Annotated in this window: 16 protein-coding genes; 13 read left to right on the forward strand and 3 right to left on the reverse strand. The window is 69.9% G+C overall.

The features are described 5' to 3' along the window. The first annotated feature begins 142 nt into the window (after positions 1-142). From ACSRUE_RS34895 to ACSRUE_RS34915, 5 genes are all read left to right on the forward strand, one after another. Positions 143-1,210: a hypothetical protein gene (locus ACSRUE_RS34895; protein ID WP_441287369.1), complete on the forward strand. Its 1,068-nt coding sequence runs from the start codon at positions 143-145 to the stop codon at positions 1,208-1,210. Next, positions 1,210-2,646 carry an SBBP repeat-containing protein gene (locus ACSRUE_RS34900; RefSeq protein ID WP_441287370.1) on the forward strand — a complete coding sequence of 479 codons (1,437 nt, stop codon included), beginning with the start codon at positions 1,210-1,212 and terminating at the stop codon, positions 2,644-2,646. The genes ACSRUE_RS34895 and ACSRUE_RS34900 overlap by 1 nt, the downstream gene beginning before the upstream one ends. A 23-nt stretch (positions 2,647-2,669) precedes the next feature. After that, positions 2,670-4,265 carry a thrombospondin type 3 repeat-containing protein gene (locus tag ACSRUE_RS34905; protein ID WP_441287371.1) on the forward strand — a complete coding sequence of 532 codons (1,596 nt, stop codon included), beginning with the start codon at positions 2,670-2,672 and terminating at the stop codon, positions 4,263-4,265. A gap of 290 nt (positions 4,266-4,555) precedes the next feature. Further along, positions 4,556-5,617 carry a hypothetical protein gene (locus ACSRUE_RS34910; protein ID WP_441287372.1) on the forward strand — a complete coding sequence of 354 codons (1,062 nt, stop codon included), beginning with the start codon at positions 4,556-4,558 and terminating at the stop codon, positions 5,615-5,617. Between the two features lie 222 nt (positions 5,618-5,839). Further along, complete coding sequence (locus ACSRUE_RS34915; protein WP_441287373.1) at positions 5,840-7,201, forward strand: hypothetical protein; 1,362 nt, start codon at positions 5,840-5,842, stop codon at positions 7,199-7,201. Between the two features lie 24 nt (positions 7,202-7,225). On the opposite strand, the gene ACSRUE_RS34920 is transcribed toward ACSRUE_RS34915, so the two are convergent. Further along, positions 7,226-11,377: a hypothetical protein gene (locus ACSRUE_RS34920; protein ID WP_441287374.1), complete on the reverse strand. Its 4,152-nt coding sequence runs from the start codon at positions 11,375-11,377 to the stop codon at positions 7,226-7,228. A gap of 282 nt (positions 11,378-11,659) precedes the next feature. After that, positions 11,660-12,445, reverse strand: a complete 786-nt coding sequence (locus tag ACSRUE_RS34925; protein ID WP_441287375.1) for a TetR/AcrR family transcriptional regulator — start codon at positions 12,443-12,445, stop codon at positions 11,660-11,662. Between the two features lie 287 nt (positions 12,446-12,732). On the opposite strand from ACSRUE_RS34925, the gene ACSRUE_RS34930 reads away from it, so the two are divergent. The 6 genes from ACSRUE_RS34930 to ACSRUE_RS34955 all read left to right on the forward strand — a co-directional run bounded on the left by ACSRUE_RS34930 (position 12,733) and on the right by ACSRUE_RS34955 (position 21,777). Then, positions 12,733-12,981: a hypothetical protein gene (locus tag ACSRUE_RS34930; protein WP_441287376.1), complete on the forward strand. Its 249-nt coding sequence runs from the start codon at positions 12,733-12,735 to the stop codon at positions 12,979-12,981. Beyond that, positions 12,978-13,577, forward strand: coding sequence for a 6-bladed beta-propeller (locus ACSRUE_RS34935; protein ID WP_441287377.1), 600 nt, complete (start codon positions 12,978-12,980; stop codon positions 13,575-13,577). Before ACSRUE_RS34930 ends, ACSRUE_RS34935 begins: the two co-directional genes overlap by 4 nt. Continuing rightward, positions 13,574-14,446 carry a hypothetical protein gene (locus tag ACSRUE_RS34940; RefSeq protein ID WP_441287378.1) on the forward strand — a complete coding sequence of 291 codons (873 nt, stop codon included), beginning with the start codon at positions 13,574-13,576 and terminating at the stop codon, positions 14,444-14,446. Before ACSRUE_RS34935 ends, ACSRUE_RS34940 begins: the two co-directional genes overlap by 4 nt. A 278-nt stretch (positions 14,447-14,724) precedes the next feature. Next, a complete protein-coding gene (locus tag ACSRUE_RS34945; protein WP_441287379.1) occupies positions 14,725-15,648 on the forward strand; it encodes a transposase in 924 nt (307 codons plus the stop codon). A gap of 459 nt (positions 15,649-16,107) precedes the next feature. Continuing rightward, positions 16,108-19,923, forward strand: coding sequence for a transcription-repair coupling factor (mfd, locus tag ACSRUE_RS34950; RefSeq protein ID WP_441287380.1), 3,816 nt, complete (start codon positions 16,108-16,110; stop codon positions 19,921-19,923). Positions 19,924-20,019: 96 nt separating this feature from the next. After that, positions 20,020-21,777: a metallophosphoesterase gene (locus tag ACSRUE_RS34955; RefSeq protein ID WP_441287381.1), complete on the forward strand. Its 1,758-nt coding sequence runs from the start codon at positions 20,020-20,022 to the stop codon at positions 21,775-21,777. Between the two features lie 225 nt (positions 21,778-22,002). On the opposite strand, the gene ACSRUE_RS34960 is transcribed toward ACSRUE_RS34955, so the two are convergent. After that, positions 22,003-22,269 (reverse strand): hypothetical protein, encoded by a 267-nt coding sequence (locus tag ACSRUE_RS34960; RefSeq protein WP_441287382.1) that lies wholly within the window; start codon positions 22,267-22,269, stop codon positions 22,003-22,005. 311 nt (positions 22,270-22,580) lie between these two features. On the opposite strand from ACSRUE_RS34960, the gene ACSRUE_RS34965 reads away from it, so the two are divergent. After that, on the forward strand, positions 22,581-23,024 hold the full coding sequence (locus ACSRUE_RS34965; RefSeq protein WP_441287383.1) for a ferritin-like domain-containing protein: 444 nt from the start codon (positions 22,581-22,583) through the stop codon (positions 23,022-23,024). Positions 23,025-23,087: 63 nt separating this feature from the next. Beyond that, the gene (locus ACSRUE_RS34970; RefSeq protein WP_441287384.1) at positions 23,088-23,915 is read left to right on the forward strand and encodes a hypothetical protein; all 828 of its coding nucleotides are present in this window, start codon (positions 23,088-23,090) and stop codon (positions 23,913-23,915) included. The last annotated feature ends 49 nt before the right edge of the window (positions 23,916-23,964 follow it).

Here is a 23,964-nt window from a genome sequence, read left to right on the forward strand (position 1 = left end):
AACACGATCGACGCCCTACGCGATGCGCGCGCCATGGCCCCATGAGCACGATGCGCGCGCGCTGGCGTAGTTGACCCCCGCGCGAGCGGCGTGCGATCATGATCGAGTAGTCCGGGACTGTCCCGGGCGGCTTGGTGATGAGATGAAATTGTTGCGCCCCCGTGCCTCCCGCGCCGCAGGCATAGCCCTGGCTGTCCTCTCGGTCGCCGGGGCGCTTCCGGCGCGGGCCGAGCCCTCGGCGGCCGATCGGCAGACCGCGCGGACGCTCCTCATCGAGGGGCGCAAGAAGCGCGACGCGGGGGACGTCGCCGGCGCCCACGCGGATTTCCAGGCGGCCCACGCGCTCGTGCGCGCCCCCACGACGGGGCTCGATCTCGCGCGTGCCGACGAGGCGCTCGGTCGCCTGATCGAGGCCCGGGAGACGGCCTACGAGGTCGTCCACCTGCCCCTCGGGAGCGACGAGCCGCCGGTGTTCACGCAGGCGCGGGCGGCCGCCGCGGCGATGGTCGAGCAGCTCGAGGCGCGCATCCCGTCGCTCCAGCTCCGGGTCGAGGGCGCGGCGCTGGACCAGATCGACGCGCGCGTGGACGGCCAGCCGATCCCCCGCGCGGCGCTCCCCTACCCGCGCAAGCTCAACCCGGGTCGCCACGAGGTGGTGGTGACGGCGCCTGGCTTCCAGACGGCGCGGCGCGAGGTCACGCTGAAGCAGGCGGAGCGCGCGCCGGCGGAGGTCCGCATCCGCCTCGTACCAGGGCAGTCGACCGAGCCGACGGCAGGCGCAGCCGCAGGTGGGAGCATGGGCGCAAACGTGGGCGGAGGGCAGCTGCCGCCCGCGGACGCGCCGACGGAGCCCCGGGCGCCGGTGCCGCTGTGGGCATGGACGGCGGGCGGCGTGGGGCTCGCGGCGCTCGCGGGGGGCGCGGTGTTCGCTGCCGACCACATGGCCGCGCGGGCTCGGGTCGACGACGAGTGCCCCGGGTCCGTATGCGATCGGGGCGTCCACGACTTCGAGAGCATGGAGGCGCTCCGGGCGCGGTGGAACCGCAGCCTGGGGCTGTCGGTGACGCTCGGCGCGGTCGGCCTCGCGGGCGTGGGCGCGGCGCTGGGCGGCATCCTCCTGCGGCCCAGGGCGGGCGGCGAGCAGGCGTCGTCGCTCGTGCCGATCGCGACGCCCACGGCGCAGGGCGTAATGTGGCAGGGGGTGTTCTGATGAGGGTGCAGCGGCTCTACTCGGCGACAGCCGGCGCGGCGCTCGGCGTCGTGATGGTCGGCGCTGCGGCGCTCGGTTGCGCTCCCGAGCTCAGCCTGTCGACCCCTGCTGGGGCCGGCGGCGAGGGCGGCGGCGCGCCGCTGTCGGGCGGCGAGGTGCAGTGGGCGCGCGCGCTCGGGGGCGACGGGGAGCGCGCAGGGGCGAGCGTGGCCGTCGCCGACGACCGCACCGCGGCGCTCCTCGGCAGGCTCACGAAGGCGGAGGACGTGGCCCTCGACGACGAGAGCGTGACCCCGATCGGCGAGGAGAACGTCTTCTGGGCGCGGCTCTCGGCGAGCGACGGGTCGGGGCTCGGGCTGAAGCGCTTCGGCGCGTTCGATCCGCAGACGGTGAACGCTCTCGTGCCGGACGGGAACGAGGGCCTCCTGGTCGCGGGGGAGTTCTCCGGCACGCTGGAGTTCGGCGGCGAGCCGCGGACGAGCGCCGGCGGGCGAGACGGCTATGTCGCGAGGCTCGACGCGGAGGGGCAGGAGCTGTGGCTGCAGCCGCTCGGGGGCATCGGCTTCCAGGCGGCGACGAGCGTGGCGGCGACGGCGACGGGGCGCCTCGTCGTGGTCGGCCGCTTCTCGGGCGCGCTGCACGTCGGCAAGGACCGGCTCGAGAGCGCCGGAGGCAGCGACGTGTTCCTGGCGAGCTTCGATGACAACGGCGCGCCGCTCTGGAGCGAGCGGTTCGGCGACGGCTTCGATCAGCAGGCCCGCGCCGTGGCGATGGACGAGCGCGGCAACGCGATCGTGATCGGAGATTTCGCCGGCACGCTCGATCTCGGCGGCGAGCCGCTGGAGAGCGCCGGGGATTTCGATGTGTTCGTGGCGAGCTTCAACGCGCTCGGCGAGCACCGCTGGAGCAAGCGCTTCGGCGACGCGGGGCCGCAGCGGGCCAAGGCGGTCGCGGTGGACGGGGCGGGCAACGTGATCGTGGGCGGGGAGTTCGGCGCGACGATCGATCTCGGCGGGGGCCCTCGGACGGCCGGAGAGCACCAGGCGGTGTTCGTGGCCAAGCTCGATTCGCAGGGCGAGCACATCTATAGCCGGGTGATCGGCGAAGACGGCGCGTCGCTGGGGCAGCTCCTCGTCGACGGCGCGGGGGACGTGGTCGTCGCGGGGGGGTTCCGCGGAGACACGACGCTGGCGGACGGGTCGGTGACGAGCGCGGGGGACGACGACGTGTTCGTGGCCAAGCTCGATCCGAAGGGCGATTATCGGTGGAGCCACCGCTTCGGCGGCGCCGGCGCGGACCGGGCGACGGGCGTGGCCATCGACCGCGACAGGCAGGTCTACGTGACCGGCGCGTTCACCGGGAGGGTGACGTTCGGGGAAAAGCGGATCGAGGGAGGCGAGGGCACGGACGTGTTCGTGACCAAGCTGTCGCCATGAAGGCCATGAAGGATGGAGGCGCGATGAAACGTGCGGGGACGAGCGGCGTGCGGTCGCGCGGGCGACGGTTCTCGGTGGGTCTCGTGGCGGGCCTGTTCGGGCTGATCCTGCCGGCCGCGGGGTGGGCGGAGGACCCTGATACCGATCTGGATGGGATCGCGGATCCCCTGGACAACTGCGTGCAGACCCAGAATCCGGACCAGGCGGATGCCGACGGCGATGCTCTCGGCGATGCGTGCGACAACTGCCCGTCCGCTATCAATCGGGATCAGCGGGATTCGGATTCCGACGGCATCGGCGACGCGTGCGACAACTGTCCTGTCGCGATGAACCCGGACCAGTCGGATGCGGAGGAGGACGATACCGGCGACGCCTGCGACGACGATGACGACAACGACGGTGTCCTGGATGCCGACGACAACTGTCCTTTCACGGCGAACGCCGATCAGGTGGACTCCGATGAAGACGGCACCGGCGACGTCTGTGAGGCCGGCGACGACGACGGCGACGGCATCGACAACGACGTCGACAACTGCCCGCACGTACCGAACTCGCTCCAGCAGGACAGAGACGACGACAAGATCGGCGATCTCTGCGACAACTGCCCTGCTACGCGCAATCCGAACCAGGAGGACAGCGACGGCAACGGCATCGGCGACTTCTGCGAGCCCGACATCGACGCGGACGGCGACGGCCTGCGCAACGGAGAGGACAACTGCCCTGCGGATCAGAACCCTGGCCAGGAGAACGCGGACGGGGACAGCCTCGGGGATGCGTGCGATCCCGACAGCGACGACGATGGCGTGGTCGACGTGGAGGACAACTGCGCTGTCGTTTCCAATCTGTTCCAGGAAGATACGGACGGCGACGGCACCGGCGATGCCTGCGAGGACGACGACGACAACGACGGCGTCGTGGACGCGGAGGACAACTGCCCGCACGTGCCCAACCAGGATCAGACCGACGGCGACAGCGACGGCCGCGGCGACGTTTGCGACCTCGGGGCCGACGTCGACGGCGACCGCGACGGCATACCGGACGAGACGGACAACTGCCCGCACGTACCGAACCCCGATCAGACGGACGCCGACGACAACGGCGTTGGCAACGCTTGCGAGGACGTGGACGGAGATGGCCTGAGCGACGCGGCGGACAACTGCGACGAGGAGTACAACCCCGATCAGGCCGACAGCGACGGCGACGGTCAGGGCGACGCCTGCGAGGAAGACGACGACAACGACGGCGTCCCGGACGAGCAGGACAATTGTATTTCCGTCCCCAACGCGGATCAAGCCGACAACGACGAGGACGATCAAGGCGACGCCTGCGACGTCGATGACGCGGACGACGACAACGACGGCGTCCCGGACGACGACGACAACTGCCCGCTCGCGGCCAACGCGGATCAGGGGGATGGCGACGCCGACGGGGTGGGCGACGCCTGCGACGACAGCGGCGGTGCGGGCAGCGGCGGCGGGTCCACGGAGCCGGAGGTCTCGTCCGGGCTGGTCTGCGCGATGCAGCGAGGCGAGCGCGGCGGCGCGCTCGTCGGCCTCGTGGCGCTCCTCGCTGGCGCGCTGGGCCTGGGCGCCCGCCGGCGGCGCGATCACGCGGCGTGACCGCCGCTGCGCGCGGCCCTGGCGCGCAGCGGCCACGCGACCCCATGAAAGCGACGAGCGTGCCCGCTCGGTTGCCCCCTGGAAGAGAAGAGACAGCTGCGAGCACAACGTGGGTTATCACCCCACGACCGCACGCCGGTTTCGCGATGGCTCCGCGTTTTTTTCGCGATCGGTCATTTTTCTGAGCCGTGACCTGACCGCGGCGGAACTGCTCCGGATGAACGCGCCGGTAGTCCCGCTCCGCAGCGCGCGCTGCGGACGGGAGCGCCTGAGCCACCTCTGGAGACACCATGCGCCTAGCTCTCTCTCTCTCGTTGGTGACCGCCCTGTTTGGACTCACCCTCAGCGCCGGCTGTAGCGACAGCACCGTTGACGGCGCCGCCCCGTCCGGCGGCGCGGGAGGAGGCGACGCCGCGAGCGGCGGCGGCAGCGCGAGCGGCGGCGGCAGCGCGAGCGGCGGCGGCAGCGCGAGCGGCGGAGGGGCCGGCACCGGCGCTGCCGGCGGAGGCATGGCGACCCCGACGAGCATCGTCGAGTGTCAGGGCAAGACGTACGCGTGCGGGGATCTCGTCGACAACGACGGCGATGGGCTCCTCGACGCGCAGGATCCGGACTGCCTCGGTCCGTGCGACAACACCGAGGGCAGCTACTACGGCGGGATCCCCGGCCAGGCGGGGCCGGCGTGCACCGTCGACTGTTATTTCGACCAGGACTCCGGCTCCGGCAACGACGATTGCCACTGGAACCACAAGTGCGATGAGCACGAGGTCGCGCCCGGATTTCACCCGGAGTCGAGCAACGGGATGATGTGCGCCTATGACAGCGGGGCCTCGACGCCGGGCGCCGATGGCAAGAGCTGCAGCGAGCTCAACGACGAGCAGTCCGATATGTGCCATACGACCTGCGGTCCGCTCACGCCGAACGGCTGCGACTGCTTCGGCTGCTGCGAGCTGCCGGCGGGCGGCGGCAAGTACGTCTGGCTCGGCTCCGACGCCGATGGCACCGGTGAAGGCTCCTGCTCGCGCGGCCACGAGTCCGACCCGACCCGCTGCGAGCCCTGCACGCCCGTGGATGCTTGCCTGAACGAGTGCGGCCGCTGCGAGCTGTGCCTTGGCAAGGACACGCTGCCAGACGACTGCTTCGAGTCCGGCACCGGCGCCGGGGGCGGCGGAGTTGGAGGCGGAGCCGCGACAGGCGGCGGCGGCGACGCGACCGGCAGCGGCGGCGGGCCCACCGGCGAGCCCCAAGGCCAGTGCGCGGCGGGGGTCCAGCCGTGCGGGCTCTCCGGCCAGGAGCCTTGTGCCGCAGGCTACTACTGCATCACCGGCTGCTGCCAGGTCATCTTGAACTAGCCCTACGCTTGCCCGGGTTCTCCCTGGATTCGAGGACAGGGATTGAACCATGAAGACACAGAAGAACCGGAGGGATGTGTTCCCCCTGCTCGGTGCCCGCCGCGCCTGCGTGATTCACTGTCCCTGCTCGGAGCGGCGACAGGATCGCAGGCTGCGGCGCTGTCCGCTCACGAGCTGAGAAGCTGAGCCTGCAGAAGACGTGGTTTGAAAGGAGACGGGTCGATGGTGATGCGCTCGATGTCTGTTGGGATGCTGTGCGCCTTGATGGGGATGGGGTGCGGCGGCGACGACGAGGGTCAGCCGCAGAGCTGCTCGGTGGCCGAGCAGACTGGGTGCGCCGCCCCGCATGTGTGCGAGGAGGTGGAGGGCGCCGAGCCCGCTTGCTTCGAGCCGGTGACGCTGAGGGGGCGCGTCTACGACTCGCTCGACGACAAGGCCATCGCGGGCGCGCGCGTGCTCGCCCGGGACCCGAGCGACGCGGTCGTCTCCCGGGTGGCGATCACGGGGGCCGACGGGACCTATGAGCTCGTCGTGCCCGCGCGGCGCGACGCGAGCGGCGCTCCGGTCGAGGCCAACATCACGCTGCGCGCCGACGCGCAGGCTTACGAGACGTTCCCGAAGGCGCCGCGGGTCGCGCTGCCCATCGACCTCTCCACCGCGGCGGGCAAACCGCTCGCGATCGAGTCGGCGGCGACGGAGATCTCGCTGTTGCCGCTCTCGGACAGCGAGGGGCTCGGTTCCATCTCCGGGGTCGTCCACGCCGACCAGCCCGGCGGGACGCTGCTGGTCGCAGGCGGCGCCACCGGCGCGGCCGATCTCGACGGCAGCTACACCATCTACAACGTGGCTGCGGGCGACGCCACGGTGAAGGGTTATGCCGCCGACCTCGCGCTCGACACGGCGAGCGCGACGGTCATCGCCGGCAAGGAGACGACGGGCGTGGATCTTCACGCGACCGGAGACGCCACGGCGGTGGTGAGCGGCAAGGTCGAGATCGTGAATGCTCCAGGGGGGAGCGAGACCTCGGTCATCCTCGTCGTGGCCGATACCTTTGACGAGGCGACCGCGCGCGGCGAGGCCCCGCGAGGGCTCCGGCGAGGCAACGTCACCGGCGACTTCTCGATCGCCGGGGTGCCCGATGGCGATTACGTGGTCCTTGCAGCGTTCGAGGACGACGCGCTCGTGCGGGATCCTGACACGTCGATCGGCGGGACCGAGATCGTGCGCATCACGGTCTCCGGCCAGGACCTGCCCATCGCGGAGTCGTTCAAGGTGACGGGCGCGCTCGCCGTCGTCTCGCCCGGCGCGAGCACGCTGGAGGAGGTGAGCGGGACACCGACGTTCGTCTTCGAGGACGACTCCAGCGAAGACCTGTACGAGGTGCGGTTGTTCGACGCGCTCGGCGCCAAGGTCTGGGAGAACCTGGAGGTCCCCAGGGTCTCGGGGAGCAAGAACGTCTCCGTCGAGTACGACGGTCCCGCGCTGATCCCGGGGATGATCTACCAGTTCAGGACCACCTCGAAGAAGGATGGCACGCCCATCTCGCAGACCGAGGATCTGAAGGGGGTCTTCGTCTACAGGTGATCGCAGGGCGCGCGGGCGCCGCCGTCAGCAGCGACGGCGGCGGGCGCGGCGCGCGCTGCCGAGCGCCAGGAAGACGCCGCACAGCGCGAGCGCGCGGGCCACTCCTGACGCGTGCCCGGTCTCACCGCCGAGGACGGCATACGCGCAGCTGATGCTCAAACAGCAGCAGTTGCTCGAGGGCGCTCCTCCCTCGGATTGGCCCCCTCCCCCTTCCCCACCCGCCGCATCTCGACCACCGCCGACCGCTGTGCCGCCCGCCCCGCCGGCATCGGTGGAGCAATCGCCGCCAGCGCCGTCGCCCCTGCCTCCAGCGCCCTCGGCCGGTCCTCCGGCGTCGCCGCTGCCGCCTACGCTGCTGCCGCTGTCGCCTGCGCCGCCTGCGCCGCTTGCGCCGCTTGCGCCGCTGTCGCCTGCGCCGCCGCCGCTGGCGCCGCTGCCGTCCGCTCCGCCGCCGCTGGCGCCGCTGCCGTCCGCTCCGCCGCCCACGCCTACAGCAGTCCCTCCGTCATCGCCGCCTACACCCCCTCCCGCGGTGGCGCTGTTCGGCGTGTTCCGGCAGCCAAAGAAGGGATGGCATTCGTCCGTGGTCGTCGGATCCCCGTCATCGCAGAAGAGCGGGATGTCGCTCAGACAGAGTCCCTGGAAGCAAACCTCGCTGCCATTGCAGACATCGAAATCATCGCAGCTGGCGCCGTCCGGCAGGCTCACGTCCGCCGGACAGCTGCCTGCGCCGTCGCAATACTCCGCGGGATCGCACAGCGAGGTCGCGAAGCGGCAGATCGTGGTCGGCGGCTCGGCGGTGCACAGATCCGAGCAGCAATCGCCGTTGAGCAGGTCACCGTCGTCGCACTGCTCGCCGAGCCCGAGCTCGCCATCGCCGCAGACGGCGGGCCTCACCGTGAGCACCGTCGGATCGGCCGTGCCGGCGAACAGGGGCTCGTCGGTCATCGCGCTCGACTCGTTGACGCCGTCCGAGTCCGCGTCGAAGAAGAGCGTACCCTGGTTCGTGACGACGAGTCCATCGGTCAGGGGAAGGAGGATCGCTTCCATCGTGAGCGCCACCCACTCCCCCGGCCCGACCTCGCCGTCCCAGCCCACCGTGTTGGTGGCGGGATCGGACGAGACCGCGCCGCTGTCCGCGAACGCGCCTTCCAGCTGGAGCTCGGGCGGGAGCACGTCCACGAACTCGAACCCTGCATTGTTGTGCTGCACGCGCCCCCCCGTGTTGCTGATGAGCACCGTATAGGCGAGCTCCTCGCCGGGGATGCGCTCGCCGAGGACCGTGAGATAGCCGATCAGGCGCGCTGGCACGGAGACGTCGATGCGCACGTCGCTCTCGTTGTTTTCCGGCGCCGGGTCGTGCTCGCTCGCGCTCACCTTCGCCGTGCTCTCGATCTCCTCGTCGACCGTGGGCGGCGTGAGCGTGGGCGCGACCATGGTGACCGCGATCGACGAGCTCTCCCGCGCGGCGAGCGAAGCGCGCCGGCACACGAGCTCTTCGCCGGGCAGGTCGCACGTCCAGCCGGTCCCCGAGGCGCTGACGAGGCTCGCCCCGGCGGGCAGCACGGACGACACCACGACGTCGCTCGCGTCGCCCGGCCCCTCGTTGGCGACGTCGATCGTCATCGTGAGCTGCGCGCCCGGCGATACAGGATCCGGCGCGGCCGCCTGGGTGATGGCCAGATCCGCCCCGCAGGCCCCGGACACGATCGGCACCGCCGCGAACACGATGTTGTCGACCGCGACGCCGCACGGCCCGGGGCGCCCGATATCCGTGCAGACCCGGCTGTCGTCCTGCGTGTACTCGAAGCGGAGCCTCACGGTCCGCCCGCGCAGCCCCGCGCCAGGGAAGCGGATCGACACGCGCTTGCTCCCGCTGGAGCTGCCGGACCATACCGAGTTATCTTCCAGGTAGTCCGGGTCGTCGCGGGCTGGAAGGTGCTTTGGGAAGTGGTGGCTCCCGCCGGTGACGATCCGCTCGGCGAACGCCTCCGCGAGCACCGCCCGGGGCGCGGCGCCGGCCGTGACATCCTCCACGCGCAGCGTCAGACCGTCGAACGCCTGGACGAGCTTTTGCGGATCGTCCTCCAGCTCGTAGGTGAGATCGAAGTCGAGCGTGACGTGGGAGTTCCCGGAGCTCTCCGGGATGGTCACGGCGGGCGACACCAGCGCGACGAGCGACGTCGCCGCCTCCTCGTCGTGAAATGCCGCGTTGTTTCCGGGCGTCAGCGTCTGCGCGACGGTCCACGGCGAGGCGGAGGCCGTCCCGCCGGCGCGCACCGACTGCCAGCCGGAGGGCAGCGCCGGCGCGCTCGCTGCGTCGAAATCCTCGCGGAGGAGGACCTCCGCGGCGCCCGGCGAGCCCGTCTCGAGCTGGATCGGCAGCTCGACCGTGCCCTGAGCCGAGCTCACCGTGAGCGTCAGATCGATCGGCGCTCCCGGAACGAAGTCCCGGCCCGTCCTGAGGACGAACGGCGCGTCGCCCGCGACCGTGCGGAGCGGCTCGATATCCGGGTAGAGCGCGCTCGCCCTCACGATGGTCACGGAGGGCGTCCGTGTGGACAGCGTGGCGGAGATCCGGGAGACGGTCGTCCTGCCGGAGATCGCGTTGGCGAGGTAGTTCTCGAGGTAGACGCCGACGTCGACGAGCTCCCCCGGATCGACGCGCTCGTTCGCGAGGGCGCCGCACGCGGTGTCCGCGATCCGGACGCCGGCCGCGCGCAGCGGCGGGACGCGGGCGAGCTCGTCGAGGACGTCGAGGTGGACGTTGGGTGCGATCAGGGAGGTCGACGACGGCTGCCCCTCATCGAACCGCGGCGGCGTGGCCGTCATGCTGAAGACGCTGTAGAGCTCACCGGCGAGCGCCACGCCGCCGATGCGGTCGCCGAGGTTCTGCCGGGAGGCGTCGTTGCCGTGGCCCGCGTGAAAGGGGTGGTCCGAGATCGGCGCGGGCGGGCTGAACGAGACGCCTTGATCGCTCGACGCGGTGTGGACGATCTCGGTCATGTCGCCCGAGCTCTCGACATCCTGGTCGTAGTAGACGACGTGCGCGGTGCCGGTCGTTCGGTCGACGGCCACGAAGGGGAAGAACTGGGCCCTATCGCGCCCTGGATTGCTGTTGAGGAGGACGGCGGGGCCTGCGGTGCACTGCTCCGTGAACGAGCGCAGGGCGATGTCCCCTGTCCCGTGGGCGTCGCTCCGCTGATAGACGACGTAGACCTGCCGCGTGGCCTGGTCGACGTCGATCGACGGGGCGCTCCTTCCGTGGTCGACGCCGAGGATCTGGTCTTCCGTGGGGTAGCTCGTCTCGTCGAGGAGGGTGAGCGCCTCCCAGGTGACGCCTCCGTCGATCGACCGGCGGCAACCGACGTTGCGCAGCGAGGTCCCCGGCTCGATGGCGCGAAAGACAGCATAGACGACCGAGTCCCCGTCGGTCACCCCGGGGAGGATGCGCGCGCTCGGCCCGTCGAGATCGCCACCGGCGGGCGCCTGCGCGATCGTGGCCGCGGGCGACCAGGTCTGACCGAGATCGTCGGAATGGCTGTAGAGGATGCTCGGAGACGCTCCGCCGCGCTGAACCCAGGTAACGGAGAGGCGCCCGGTCGCCGCGTTGACGTCGATGGAGGCCTGCTCGGCGCTCTCCCCCGCGACGAACGCGGGGGTCACCTCGACCGGCGCGGACCACGAGGAGCCGGCCGTGCTGCTGCCGGGGTTCGAGGCATGGAGGCAGAGGCCCTGGAGGCCATCGGCGGGGCGGACGTAGGTGGAGGAGCTGACGAACACGTCGCGGGTCGGATCGTGGACAACGCGCGGGGCGCCGAGCACCTGGCCGCCGGCGACCGAGGGCAGCACCCCCGCGCCGCTCGGGCCGAGGACCTCGGCGAAGGATCTCCCGCCGTCGGCGGATCGCGCAACCCCGGACAGGCTGATCGGATTCGCGAGGGCGCCGCGCGGATCGGTGTAGGTCGCGATGAGGATGCTCGCGTCCGCGTTGGCGGCGATCGCGGCCTGGTGCTGGGCGCCGAGCGCATCGACCGCGTGCACGGTGCGGTCGGCCCTCGCGACGGCCGCGAGCCGAGCTGCGCCGAGCGCCTCCGGTTCGTCGCTGCCACAACCGGTGCCGGCGGTGAGGAGCCCCCCGCTGAGCAACCAAGCGACCGTGCGTCGCGCGCCCATAACACCTCCGAAAGGAGATAGATGCCGCGAGCTCGCAGGACGTGCCGATTTGCCCGACATGGCGAGGCCTGTCCGGCGAACGGGCGCGATATGCTGGGGTCGGTCTCGCACGACGCCAGCGGCACAACGCCAGCGCAAGCCCCGCGCAGCGCGAGGGATGCGCCCCGCGCGAAGGCGCGTCGACGCGCTTTCCCTTTCTTCCTGGCCGGCGAGCCGTGTGCCAGGAAGCCGGTGCGTCGCGCGCGGAGCGTCCTGGCACCGGCAGGCACCAGGGCGGACGGCTCAGGCGCGGCGCCCGGGGCCGCCGCGGTCGCGGCTCGCCTGGGAGGCAGGCGGCTCGGGTGGACGGGCGGGGAGCACGAGGTCCGCAAGACGGCGTGCCGCGGCGAAGGCCACCTCCGCATCTCCGACGGTGCCCTCACCAGGGTTGGCGGCGGCCCCCGATCCCTCACCCAGGTTGGGACCCTCACCCGGGTTCGGGTTGAGTGAAGTACCTGGAGTACCTGGTAAACCAGACAGGGATCCACCCAGGCTGGAAGAAACCAGGATGGAAGGAATTACCCCGGACGAAACCTCACCCAGGTTGGCGCGCCCGCTCAGCGCGAGCATCGCGATGCCATGGAGACCCGCGAAGAGCACGTAGGTATCCTCCTCCGGCCGCCTGCTGCCGTGATGGCGCAAGAGCTCGACGAATGAGCTCCAAAGAGGGCGCGCGAGCCGCAGGCGCCCCTGTTCGCGCAGGCGGGCGCGGTCGAAGCGGCGCTCGGCCATCAGCCAGTACAGATCCGGATGGCGCAGCGCAAACTCGACGTAACCGACGGCAAGCGACCGCGCATCGGCGCCAGCGCGCGCCCGCGCGTCGAGGCGCTCCGCGAGCCGCCGCCATCCGAGGCCATCGACGCGAATGAGGAATCCGTCGAGCGAGCCGAAGTGATGATACAGCACCATCGTCGTCTGGCCCAGGAATGCGGCGATCTTGCGGGCCGTCAGTTCGTCCCGCGTCAGCCGTCCCTCGCAGAGCGCCATGAACACGCGCTCCACCGGCTCATCCGCATCCATCACACCCATGCCCACCATCCTGCCACGTCCGCACCTCGCCCGTTGACGCCACCAGGATAACATTGTTATCCTTGGTCATGGGATGGCTGTTTCGCAACGCAGCGTCGGTCTCCGGGGCGCAGCGCGGGGGCCGCTGGCTGGTAGGGTTGGCGCTTGCGGGGGCATGCACGTCGCGACCGCCGACGGCGGACGACGCGCCTGCGGGGCCGTACGCGGTGGTGGACGGGTGGCCGCGTGTCCCTGACGGGATGGTGTTCGGCCCAGCGCTTGATGTGGCGGTTGACGCGCGAGGGCGCGTGCTGGTGAGCCACGCGGCGGGGCGCACGTCAGGGAACGACGCGCCGATCCCCGAACCCACGATCTTGGCGTTCGATCCAGAGACGGGCGAGCTGCTCGACGCGTGGGGAGAGGGGCTTTTCTTCTATCCACACGGGATCGAGGTGGATCGCAACGGCTTCGTCTGGGTGACGGACTCCGAGCAGAACCGGGTGTTCAAGCTGACGGCGGAGGGGAATGTGGTCATGACCCTCGGCGAGGCGCCATGAAGGGCATCGGTGTGTGGATCCTCGTACTGCTCGCGGATACCGGGTGCGTGACGAGCCCCGAGCAGCTCGACCGGCCCACCAACGTGGCCTTCGGCCTGGACGGCGATATCTACGTGGCGGACGGCTACAACCATGCGCGGATCGCGCGCTTCTCCGAGGACGGCGGGTTCGTCATGGAGTGGGGCGAGAAGGGCTTCGGGCCGGGACAGCTCGACACGCCTCACGGCATCGTCACCGACGACGAGGGGCGCGTCTACGTGGCGGACCGGGAGAACGCGCGTGTTCAGGTCTTCAGCGCGAACGGCCACTACCTGGCGCAGTGGAAGAGCGCCGCGCTGGGGCGACCGTGGGCGATCGCCTTCGGACCCGACCGGCATATCTACGTTGTAGACGGCGGCGATCAGGATCCAGAGCGGCCGCGGGGGCATGTGCTGCGGATGAGCCTCGACGGGAACATCGTGGACCGGTGGAGCACATCGGGGGACGGTCCCGGGGAGATCGACTGGGGGCACGGGATCGCCGTGGGGCACGACGGCAGCGTCTACGTGACCAGCCTGAGGGGTCGCGGCGTGCAGAAGTTTCGGAGAACGAAGTGAGGACGAGAGCGCGCGGGCTCGCGCTCACGGTCACCGTGGTTGCCACGGTCGGGGCGGCGCCGAGCTGGGCACAGACGACGGGGGACATTCCGTCGCGACCTGGCGGCCGCGGCCATGTTGCGCTGTACGGCATTTTCACAGCCTCGCCGCAGGACCGGACGGTGGCTACGATTCATGTCGCGCCGCAGGTGGCGGCGGGCGTTCGCCTGAACAGCTGGCTGCTCGCAACCACGGACATCACCTCGGCCTGGACTACGTTTCGGATCGAGGGAGAGGCGCGGCGCTCGTCGTTTCGCTTCGGGAATCCGTTCGTGACCGTGCAGGCGGCGCTTCTCGAGGAGCGAAACCGCTCGATCTATGCCGGGGTCGGGGTTGCACCGCCGGTGACGACGTTCCCTGGCACCATCCCGAAGAATACGGAGGCCGAGTACAACTACGCGGTAGCTACGGCCGCGCGCGGGTTCGCGGATTACTGGATGTGGGCACCGAACGCGATCCCGATCGCGCTGTTGCTCCGCAGCCGGGCGGAGCTGTCCATGCCGGTGGTCGTTGGCGCTGAGCTGGATCCAGCCGTGCTCGTTTCCGTGAACTCCAACCCGTCTCGGCTGGCGGTCGTGGCCGCCGCTCACGCGGGCTTGCGGATGGGTCCGCTGACACCCGGAGTGCGAATGCAGATGCTCGCGCAGTCGGCACCGCTCGCAGGGCGAGATTTCTCACAGTGGACAGCAATCTTGTATGCGAATGTCGAATTCGAGCCGGTGTTCGTACGCTCCCAGGTTGCCGTCAACCTGGATGCGCCGTCCGGGCTGGCCGGGCAGCGAGGGGCGACTACGTGGGGGGTATCGCTCGGAGGCGGGGTCCACCTGTAGAACTGTCGAGCTTTTTCTTCGGTTTTGTTGCCGGCCCACGATGCATCGCCAGCATTCCCTCCATGGCCTTCGCAGCAGCCGCCGTCTACCGAGCCACATCGCGACGTCGCGCTCGACTGACGTTGCGCTCCGCACACGCTCTGCTCTGCCCCCCCGACCTGACCATTGGGTGGCGGAGGTGGCGAAGAGGGTGACGGCCGCCACCTCCTCGATCGCCCAATTCCTCAAAAATCGGCCGATTTCGAGTCTGGCACGGCGCTTGACATACCCGTCAAGGTATGAGCCAGCCTCGTGCGATCGTCCCCGGCGCGACGTATCTTCTCACCCGCCGTGTACTGCGAAGGCATTTTCTCTTCCGCCCCGATTCCGCGATCACACGGCTCGTGATCTATACCCTGGCGGTCTCGGCCCGCCGCCATGGCATCCTCGTACACGCCCTCTGCGTGATGTCCACGCACATTCATATCGTTGTCACAGACACACACGGTGAGCTCCCACGATTTTTGCAGAGATTCCATCGGCTTGTCGCTCTCGGGACCAAGATCTTGCGCGCGTGGGAGGGGCCGGTGTGGGACGATCGAGCAACGAGCGTGGTACGGCTAGCAACACGGGACGCTCTGGTGGAGAAGATCGCTTACACGCTCGCAAATCCGGTCGCTGCTGGTCTCGTACCGCATGCACATGAGTGGCCAGGAGCCAAGGTGCTCGTCGGCGACATCGGCCGCGGCGTCCTGCGCGCCCAACGCCCTGAAATATACTTCGATCCACAGAACCCCGAATGGCCAACCGACGTCGCACTTGCGATCACGCTTCCACCGTCGATCAGCGATGCCAGTGCCGACAAATTTCGTTGCGAGATCACAGAACGGATCGATCTGCACGAGAGACAGGCTCACGCTACCCTACAGCGACAAAGGCTTGGCTTCCTCGGGGCTGCGCGCGCGAGGACCATTTCTCCTTACAAGCGAGCAACGAGCATCGAGCCGCTTCGCGATCTCAATCCAACGTTCGCAGTCGGCCGCCGGCAGGCAGACGCAAAGAACGCCGCCATCGCGGCCATCCAAGCCTTTCGCATCGCATACCGACATTCGATCGATCAATGGCGCGCAGGTGTACGCGGCGTAATTTTCCCTGTGGGCACGTGGTGGATGCGCGTGTTCCACGGGGTCACCGTCAACGAGGGCGAGCCTGCGGCGGCATAGACGCAGGACCAGCACACGCCGACACAATTTATTAAGATCGGAAACCAGGAGAATCAGTTCGCCCGCCGCACAACACGATCGACGCCTGGACACGGCGTTGTCGCAAGCGACGGGCAGGACCAAGCATTCGATCTCCTCGAAGGCTCGATTCATGCGCAACAACGGACGACTCGACTGACCGGCAGGCGTACTGGTTCGCCCGCTCGGGTTCGCTCGAGGCTGCCAGGCTGGGCGTGAACAGCGCTTGATCGGTCGAAATGTCTGCGTGGAGTGGAGTCCAGAGTCGACGTTACCATCGTGACGAGAGGCGATTCGGGACCGGGACCGAGCTGGCGTGCGCGTCACGTAGCGCCCCCGCTACGACGGCCACGAGATACGCTCCCAGCACGGCGGGGTTGCGTTCCCGCGCGCGGCGCGAACCACGGTCGGGTCGAGACCGCGGGTCGAATCGCGCCGCCTATGCTAGACCGCGCTGCGCCGATGCCCCCCGAGCGCTCCCTCACTTCCACCTCGATCTCCCCGCTCAGCGCCACGGTCGCCGAGCTCTCAGGCCACGTCGACGACAGCGCCTCGAACGATACCGCTACCAGCGGCCCGCCCGCCTCCACGCCGGCCGACTTCGAGCCGCTCCCGTCGTTCGATCTCCCGGCAGACCGCCGGGTCGTCACGCCCCGTGAGCTCGCCGCAGAGCTCGCCGTGGCGCCGCCTGGCACCCGTCATGTCACAGGCGCGGCCGGCTCGGCCGGTGCCCTCGTCATCCGTCGCCTCGTCGCGGCCGCCGCCGGGCGCCGGATCATCGCCCTCACTCCCGACATCGACAGCGCCCGCGCTCTGGCGGCCGATACCTCGTTCCTGCTCGTCGATCGGGATGCCGATGACGCCGAGGCAGCCGGCTCGACCACGTTCGGCCGCGTCCTTCTCTACCTGCCGAACGAGGCCAGCCCTTACGCGGATGTCAACCCGGACCGCCGGGGCGCCCAGACCCGCCTCGCCACACTCTTCCACCTCGGCATGGACCTTCCCTGGTCGGTCCTCGTCTGCCCCATCACCGCGCTCGCCCGCAAGGTCGTACCCAGGGACGAGATCACCGAACACGCCGAGCTCGTCATCGCCGAGCAGGAGATGGATCGCGACGCGCTCTCGGCCCGCCTCGGTGCATCGGGCTACGTCCGCAGCCCCCTCGTAGAAGACCCGGGGACCTTCGCCGTCCGCGGCGCCCTCCTCGATGTCTGGGCGCCCTCCGCCGAGCTGCCGGTGCGCATCGACTTTTACGGAGACGTCGTCGCATCGATCAAGACATTCAACCCCGACGACCAGCGCACGGTCGCCGACGTGAAGGAGGTCTGGATCCCGCCGGCGCGCGAGGCGATCCTCACGCCTGCCAATGTCGAGCGGGCCCGCCAGCGGGTACGCTCCGCATGTGACGTCATCGACTTCCCCTCAACCAAGGCGCGCGCCCTGGTCGACGACGTCGCGAGCGGCCGCGCCTTCTTCGGGGCCGAAGGCTACTTGCCTGCCTTCATCGACCTCGCCTCCTTCACGTCGTACCTGCCCGACGACGCGCTCCTCCTCCTTGAGGACCCATCCTCCCTCACCGCCGCCGTGCGCAACGAGCTCGGTCGCGCTGCGACCGATCGGAGCCACAAGGACCGTGAGCCGCACTTCCCGCTGGCCTCCTTCTACGAGGACGAGGCACACGTTGCCTCGTGGCTCGGCGCGCGTGCCGTGCTTGCCCTGCACCGCACCGGGGTTGAGGGTGCTGCGGAAAACCAGAACTCGCTGGAGCGTTTCGAGGTCGTTCCTGAGGACGTCCCGTCGCTCGCGACGCGCGACCAGTCGGACCTCGAGCGCGCCATCAAGACGGCTCGCGCGTCACGCGGCAAGCACGGCGCTCTCGACCCGCTCGTTCGTCGGGTGGTCGCTTGGCAAGAAGCGGGCCTACGAGTTCTTATCGCTGCACGCGCGCAGACCCAGGTTGAGCGCCTCGTCGCCCTGCTCCGCCATCGCGACGTGCGGGTGAAGGCCAACCTCGGTCCGTTCGACCCCGCCTTCTTCGATGGCAGCAGCTCCGCGTCTCCGCGCGACACGGCCCTCGTCGTTACGGGTTCTCTTGCGCGCGGCGTCATCGCTCCTGCCGAGGGGCTCGCGCTGGTCACGGAGGAGGAAATCTTCGGTGCTCGCGCTCACCGCCGCGCCGCACGCGCTGCCGCCTCCTCCACGAAGCCGTCGCAGGCCTTCCTCGAGGACCTCCGCAACCTCGGCGTCGGCGACTACGTCGTCCACGTTGATCACGGTATCGGGCGGTACCTTGGCCTCGTCCACAAGCAGGTCGGCTCAACCACGGTCGATCTCATCGCCGTCGAGTACGCCGGCGGTGACAAGCTCTACCTCCCGGTCTACCGCCTGAACCAGATCCAGAAATTCAGCGGTGGCGAAGGCGCCCCCAAGCTCGACCGGCTCGGCGGGCAGACGTTCGCCAAGACAAAGGCGCGGGTTGAGAAGAGCGTCCGCAAGATGGCCGACGAGCTCCTCCGCCTCTACGCCGAGCGCCGCGCCGCCACGGCGGAGCCCGTTCCACCGGCGGACGACGATTACCGCGCCTTCGAAGCGACCTTCCCCTTCGACGAGACGCCCGACCAGGCCCGGGCGATCACCGAGGTTGCGGCCGACCTCGAGTCCGGCCGCCCGATGGACCGCCTCGTCTGCGGCGATGTCGGGTTCGGAAAGACCGAGGTTGCCATCCGCGCCGCCTTCCGCGCCGCAAACGCCGGCAGGCAGGTCGCCGTCCTCTGCCCAACCACGGTGCTCGCGCAGCAGCACTACCTCAGCTTCCGATCCCGGATGGCTTCCTACCCCATCGAGGTCCGCGTCATGTCCCGCTTCCAGACCAAGCAGGAGCAGGACGAGGTCTCTCGCGGCCTCCGCGACGGCAGCGTCGACGTCGTGATCGGCACCCACCGCCTCCTCTCCAAGGACGTCCACTTCAAGCGGCTCGGCCTCCTCGTCGTCGACGAGGAGCAGCGCTTCGGCGTCACCCACAAGGAGCGCATCAAGGCGCTCAAGACCAACGTCGACGTCCTCACGCTCTCGGCCACCCCCATCCCCCGCACCCTCCAGATGGCCGTCTCCGGCCTCCGCGACATGTCGATCATCACGACCCCCCCGGTCGATCGCCGCGCCATCCGCACCGTGGTGACCCGCCACGACGAGGCCGTCCTCCGTGAGGCGGTCCTCCGCGAGGTCGGCCGCGGCGGCCAGGTGTTCTACGTCTACAACCGCGTCGAGGGCCTCTACGAGCGCGCCGCCCGCCTCGCCGAGCTCGTCCCGAGCGCCCGCATCTGCGTCGCCCACGGCCAGATGAGCGAGCAGCACCTCGAGCAGGCGATGCTCGACTTCGTCGAGGGGCGCTACGACGTCCTCTGCGCCACCGCCATCATCGAGAGCGGCCTCGACATCCCCCGCGCCAACACGATCCTCATCGACCGCGCCGACATGTTCGGCCTCTCGCAGCTCTACCAGCTGCGCGGCCGCGTCGGCCGCTCCAAGGAGCGCGCCTACTGCTACCTCATCGTCCCGCCCCCGAACGCCATGACCGACGAGGCCCGCGCCCGCATCGAGGCCCTCGAGCGCCACACCGAGCTCGGCTCCGGCTTCCATATCGCCTCGCTCGACCTGGAGCTTCGCGGCTCCGGCGACCTCCTCGGCGCCGAGCAGAGCGGCACCGTCGCCCAGGTTGGCTTCGAGCTCTTCTGCCAGATGCTCGACGAGGCCGTCCACGAGCTGCGCGGCGAGCCCGTGGTCCACGACGTCGACACCGAGCTCTCCTTCGACGCCGACGCGCTTCTGCCAGAAGAGTATATTTCCGATGTAGGCATACGCCTCTCCCTCTACAAGCGGCTCGCCGGTGCCGCCTCGACCGAGGACGTGCAGGACCTCGCGGTCGAGATGGAGGATCGCTTCGGCCCGCCTCCGCTCGAGGCGCGCCGGTTCGTGCACCTCATGCGGCTCAAGACCGAGCTGCGCCGGCTGAAGGCGCTCGCATGCGAGGCGAGCGCCAAGGGCGTGACGCTGCACTTGCGCGAGGACACCCCGCTCGATCATGCCAAGGTGCTCAAGCTGGTCCAGCCGAAGGCCTCACCCTACCGACTGTCGCCCGACATGCGCCTCACCCGCCGAGCCAAGGAGGGCGAAGCCTTCACGAGCGGTCTGGAGGCGACCGACAAGCTCCTCAGCGAGCTCGCCGGCTGTCTCAAGGAGGGCAGTGATCTCGCCTAGCGTGAGCGCTCACAACGTCGTCGCGCCCCGCAGAAGCGCGCGGCCGAGGCGACGCGACGCTCCGGCGGTGATAATCTCCCTTGAGCGGAGGGACGGATGATCGATCGCCCGGATCGCGAGCGGCTCGCGGCGCTCCAGCGGAGCGTCATGACATGCTGGTACAGCCCCTTCCAGCTGGCCCGCTCCGCGCTCGACATGACCGTCTCCCGCCTGATGGGCGCGCGCGGCGATTTCCGCCTCCTCGAGGCGATCGCGGGGCCGCAGCCTCCCTTCGACTATGCCGTCCGAAACGGCGTCATGCGCGACGAGCTCTGGATCGATTACGTGGCGGACACAGGCGATGGCTTCAACCCCACCTACGCGATCGCGAGCCTCCTCGCGCGGCCGGTCCTCTCGCTGGGCGGCCGGGAGACGAGGCGCGGAGAGGTGCTCGTCATGGGCGGCGACCAGGTCTACCCCTCGGCCACGCGTCAGGCGTACTGGACGCGGCTCGTCGAGCCCTACGCGGCCGCGCTCCCGAAGGCCGATGTGACGGAGGCGCCGCACCTGTTCGCCATCCCTGGCAACCACGACTGGTACGACGGGCTGATGAGCTTCATGCGCCTCTTCGGCCAGAAACGCACGCTCGGCGCCTGGAAGACGCTCCAGTCGCGGAGCTACTTCGCGCTGAAGCTGCCCCACGGCTTCTGGCTGCTCGGCGTCGACATCCAGCTCGAGTCCGACATCGACCAGCCGCAGATCGAGTATTTCTGCAAGCTGGCGACGCACGACATGCGCGACGGAGATCGCGTGATCCTCTGCACCGCCGAGCCCGACTGGGTGAAGGGCGCCATCTACAACCCAGAGCTCCAGAGCAACCTCGCCTTCTTCGAGAAGCAGCTCGCCGACGCGCGGCCCGGGGTCGAGATCGTCGCGCGAATCGCCGGAGATCTGCACCACTATCGCCGCCACGAGTCCGCGGACGGCCGGCAAAACGTCATCGCCGGCGGCGGCGGCGCGTTCCTCCACCCGACCCACGGCGAGCCGGTCACCGTGGTCCGCTCCGGCGCGGGCGCCGACCAGCGCCCTTATGTGTTGCGCGCCTCGTTTCCGTCAGAGTCGGAGTCGCGCCGGCTCGCCTGGCGCAACCTCTCGTTCGCTCGGCACAACCTCGGCTTCTGGCCTGCCGCCGCCTTCGTCTACATGCTCTCCTCCCTGACGCTGCCCCGTCCCGGGCCGGGGGCCGTGGGGTGGGTCCTCGTCGTCGTGCTCGTGTTCATCGTCTTCACGGACACCTACAAGACCTGGTATCGCCGGTTCGCGGGCTCGCTCCACGCGCTCGCGCACCTCGGGGCGGCGCTGGGGCTCGCGCACCTCGGCGGCGCGCTGCTCGGCGTCGACGTCCGGGACCTCCCGTCCATGTGGAGCCTCCTCGGCGTGACGCTCTTCGTCGGCGCCGCCGGCGCCGTGGTCGGGTCGACGATCATGGGCGTCTATCTCCTGATCTCGCTCAACGTCGCGCAGCGGCACGGCAACGAAGCGTTCTCGGCGCTCCGGATCCAGGACTACAAGAACTTCTTGCGGATTCACGTCCACCGCGACGGCCTCACCCTCTATCCCGTCGGGTTGAGGAAGGTGCCACGCGCGTGGAAGGTGGCCGACGATCGCAAGCCGGGCGAGCCGCGCTTCGTCCCCGCCCGCGGCGCCCTGGCGCCGGAGCTCATCGAGGAGCCCATCACCATCCCGACCGCGCGGCAGCCACGCCGGACCGGCCAGCTCACGATCGACGCGGCAGGCGCCGGGCACCGCGAGTGCCCCGCGGGCGAGCGGCGGAGTCGCCCCCCCGCAGCGGGAGCTGTCGCGCCCGAGCCGTAGAGGCAGACCAGAGCCCTGGCGATCGTTCCTTCTGCCTGAGGCAGCGCGCCTCAGCCGGGACATTCTGCCTTCGCGCTGGCAGGCACAACCGCATCCGGGCGGTCGAATCGTGGAAGCGGTCGGCCGCAGGAGGCCCTCTTTCGTTCCGAGCTCGCCGCGCGCTCCTGCGCGCGCGAACGGAGGTCAGCGGGCGCAGCGAGGTTTTCTGGCGCGAGCCGGCTGCGCTCAGGGCGACGCGGCGGCGTTGGGCAGCCGCGCCGGAGCGGCCTTGGGGCAGATGTCGCGCAGCTCGCCGGGGGGCGAGAGCGGATCGGGGCCTTCCCTGGGGCAGGAGCTCGGGCCATTCGCGATGGCGTCCTGACCACGGTCCTCCGGGGTCCATTCGCGGTTGATGCTGGGCGCGTTCGCGAGCCCCTCGGCGCAAGCCGCGGAGGCGGCGAGGAGCAGCGCGAGCGCGGCGCGCAGCGAGGAGCGGCCAAGAGAGCGTTTCATAGGCACAATCCCATCTCCCCGCGGCGCCGGCGCTGGCGGCGCCGGTCCACGGAAGCTGTAGGGTTTCCCGTCTCCCGTCTCCCGACTGACTTTCACGGTCCGTGCCAGGTCGAGGTTGCCGGACCGTTCGGGATGCCGGACCGCCCGCCACGGCCGCCATCGGCAGCCTCGAGCGGCGGCCGAGCCCGGCGCGGCAACGGCGAATACATGTTCCGGTGACGACGTGCGCATGGCTTGCGCCCCCACGCAAATGCCCCAGGTGGTGGGCGGTGGGGTCCGAGCGGAGCGGGATCCCGGAAGGAGTGTCCATCATGGCGAGAGACGTCATCGAGGTGCTCAACGACCTCATCCAGCTCGATCGCGACGCGATCACCGCTTACGATCGCGCCATCGAGGCGTGCGAGCACGCTCATACCAAGCAGCGGCTCGCGAGCTTCAGGGACGATCATGCGCGCCACGTGGTGGATCTGACCGCGCATGTGACGTCGCTCGGCGGCATCGCGGCACGGACCCGCGACCTCAAGGGCAAGCTCATCGAAGGGTTCACGGCGATCACGAGCCAGGGAGACCAGAGCGCGCTCCTCGCCATGCGCGGCAACGAGGAGCTCACGAACCGGCAATACCAGGCGGCGCTGGACGAGTCGCTCACGGCCGAGGCGCGCGCGATCGTCGAGCGCAACTACACTGATGAGCAGCGACACCTCGCGTGGATCAAGGACGCGCTGTCAAGGAAGGTCTGGGAACAAGCCGCCTAGTGGGCGGTCGGCCCGCGGCGGTGGTGAGTACGATCGGAAGCAGATTCTACGGTTGGGGGTAATATGAAATCGAATCGGTCCATCCAACTCGCGCTCGCCATGGGAGCGCTCGCGGTCGCGCCGGCGCTCGCGGCAGCACAGACGGGCGGCACGGGCTCGCCGCAGCACCGCGAATCGGGCTCGCCGCAGCAACGCGAACCGGGCTCGTCGGGAGCGGCGCAGGGCGGCGCGCAGCATCAGGGCGACAAGCCCAGCCCGAGCGGCGCACAGCGCACGCAGCAGCAACAGGGGCAGGGTCAGAAGAAACAGGCGATAAATCTCCAGGAGCAGATCTCGTTCCCGGTCGAGGAAGGGTGCACCTACACGGCCTCCGTCAACGGTCGGATCGATCCCGTCGCGGCGGGCAAGTCGCAGCAGCCGTCGGGCGGCCAGACCGGCAGCGGCAACCTGGGACGGGGCGGCGGCGCGGGGGCGCAGGGCCAGACCGACGGCAGCCAGGCCCAGGCCCATGCCGGCGGCGCTCAAGGCGGCAGCCAGCCCCACGAAGGCGCCCAGGCCGGCAGGGCGCAAGCGGGCGGCCAGGCCGGGCCAGGTGCTGACTATCGCGAAGGTCAGGAGAAGGTGAAGCCCAACCTCACCGTCGCTGCCAGCGTCAGCTGCCCGAACGCGGTTGATCTCAAGATCTCGGACACGCTGAAGACGGACAAGGCCATCAGCCGCTCGGAGCTCGAGGAGATGATCTCGCGTCGAACGAGCATCGCGACCGAGAAGGGCGGCCGCTTCTGCATGTACGTGCCGCAGTTCGAACTGACGCGCGAGAAGCTGAGCGGAAAAGGCATCGCCCAGCTCTGCCGCGTGCCCGCGGCGGCCGAGAAGGGCGGAACGCCGTAAACGCCGAAGGAGGGAGGCGGCGATCCTGAGGGCGCGCGCCCTCAGGATC

It is taken from the genome of Sorangium sp. KYC3313 (genome assembly GCF_052075895.1).
GTDB lineage: Bacteria > Myxococcota_A > Polyangia > Polyangiales > Polyangiaceae > Sorangium > Sorangium cellulosum_B.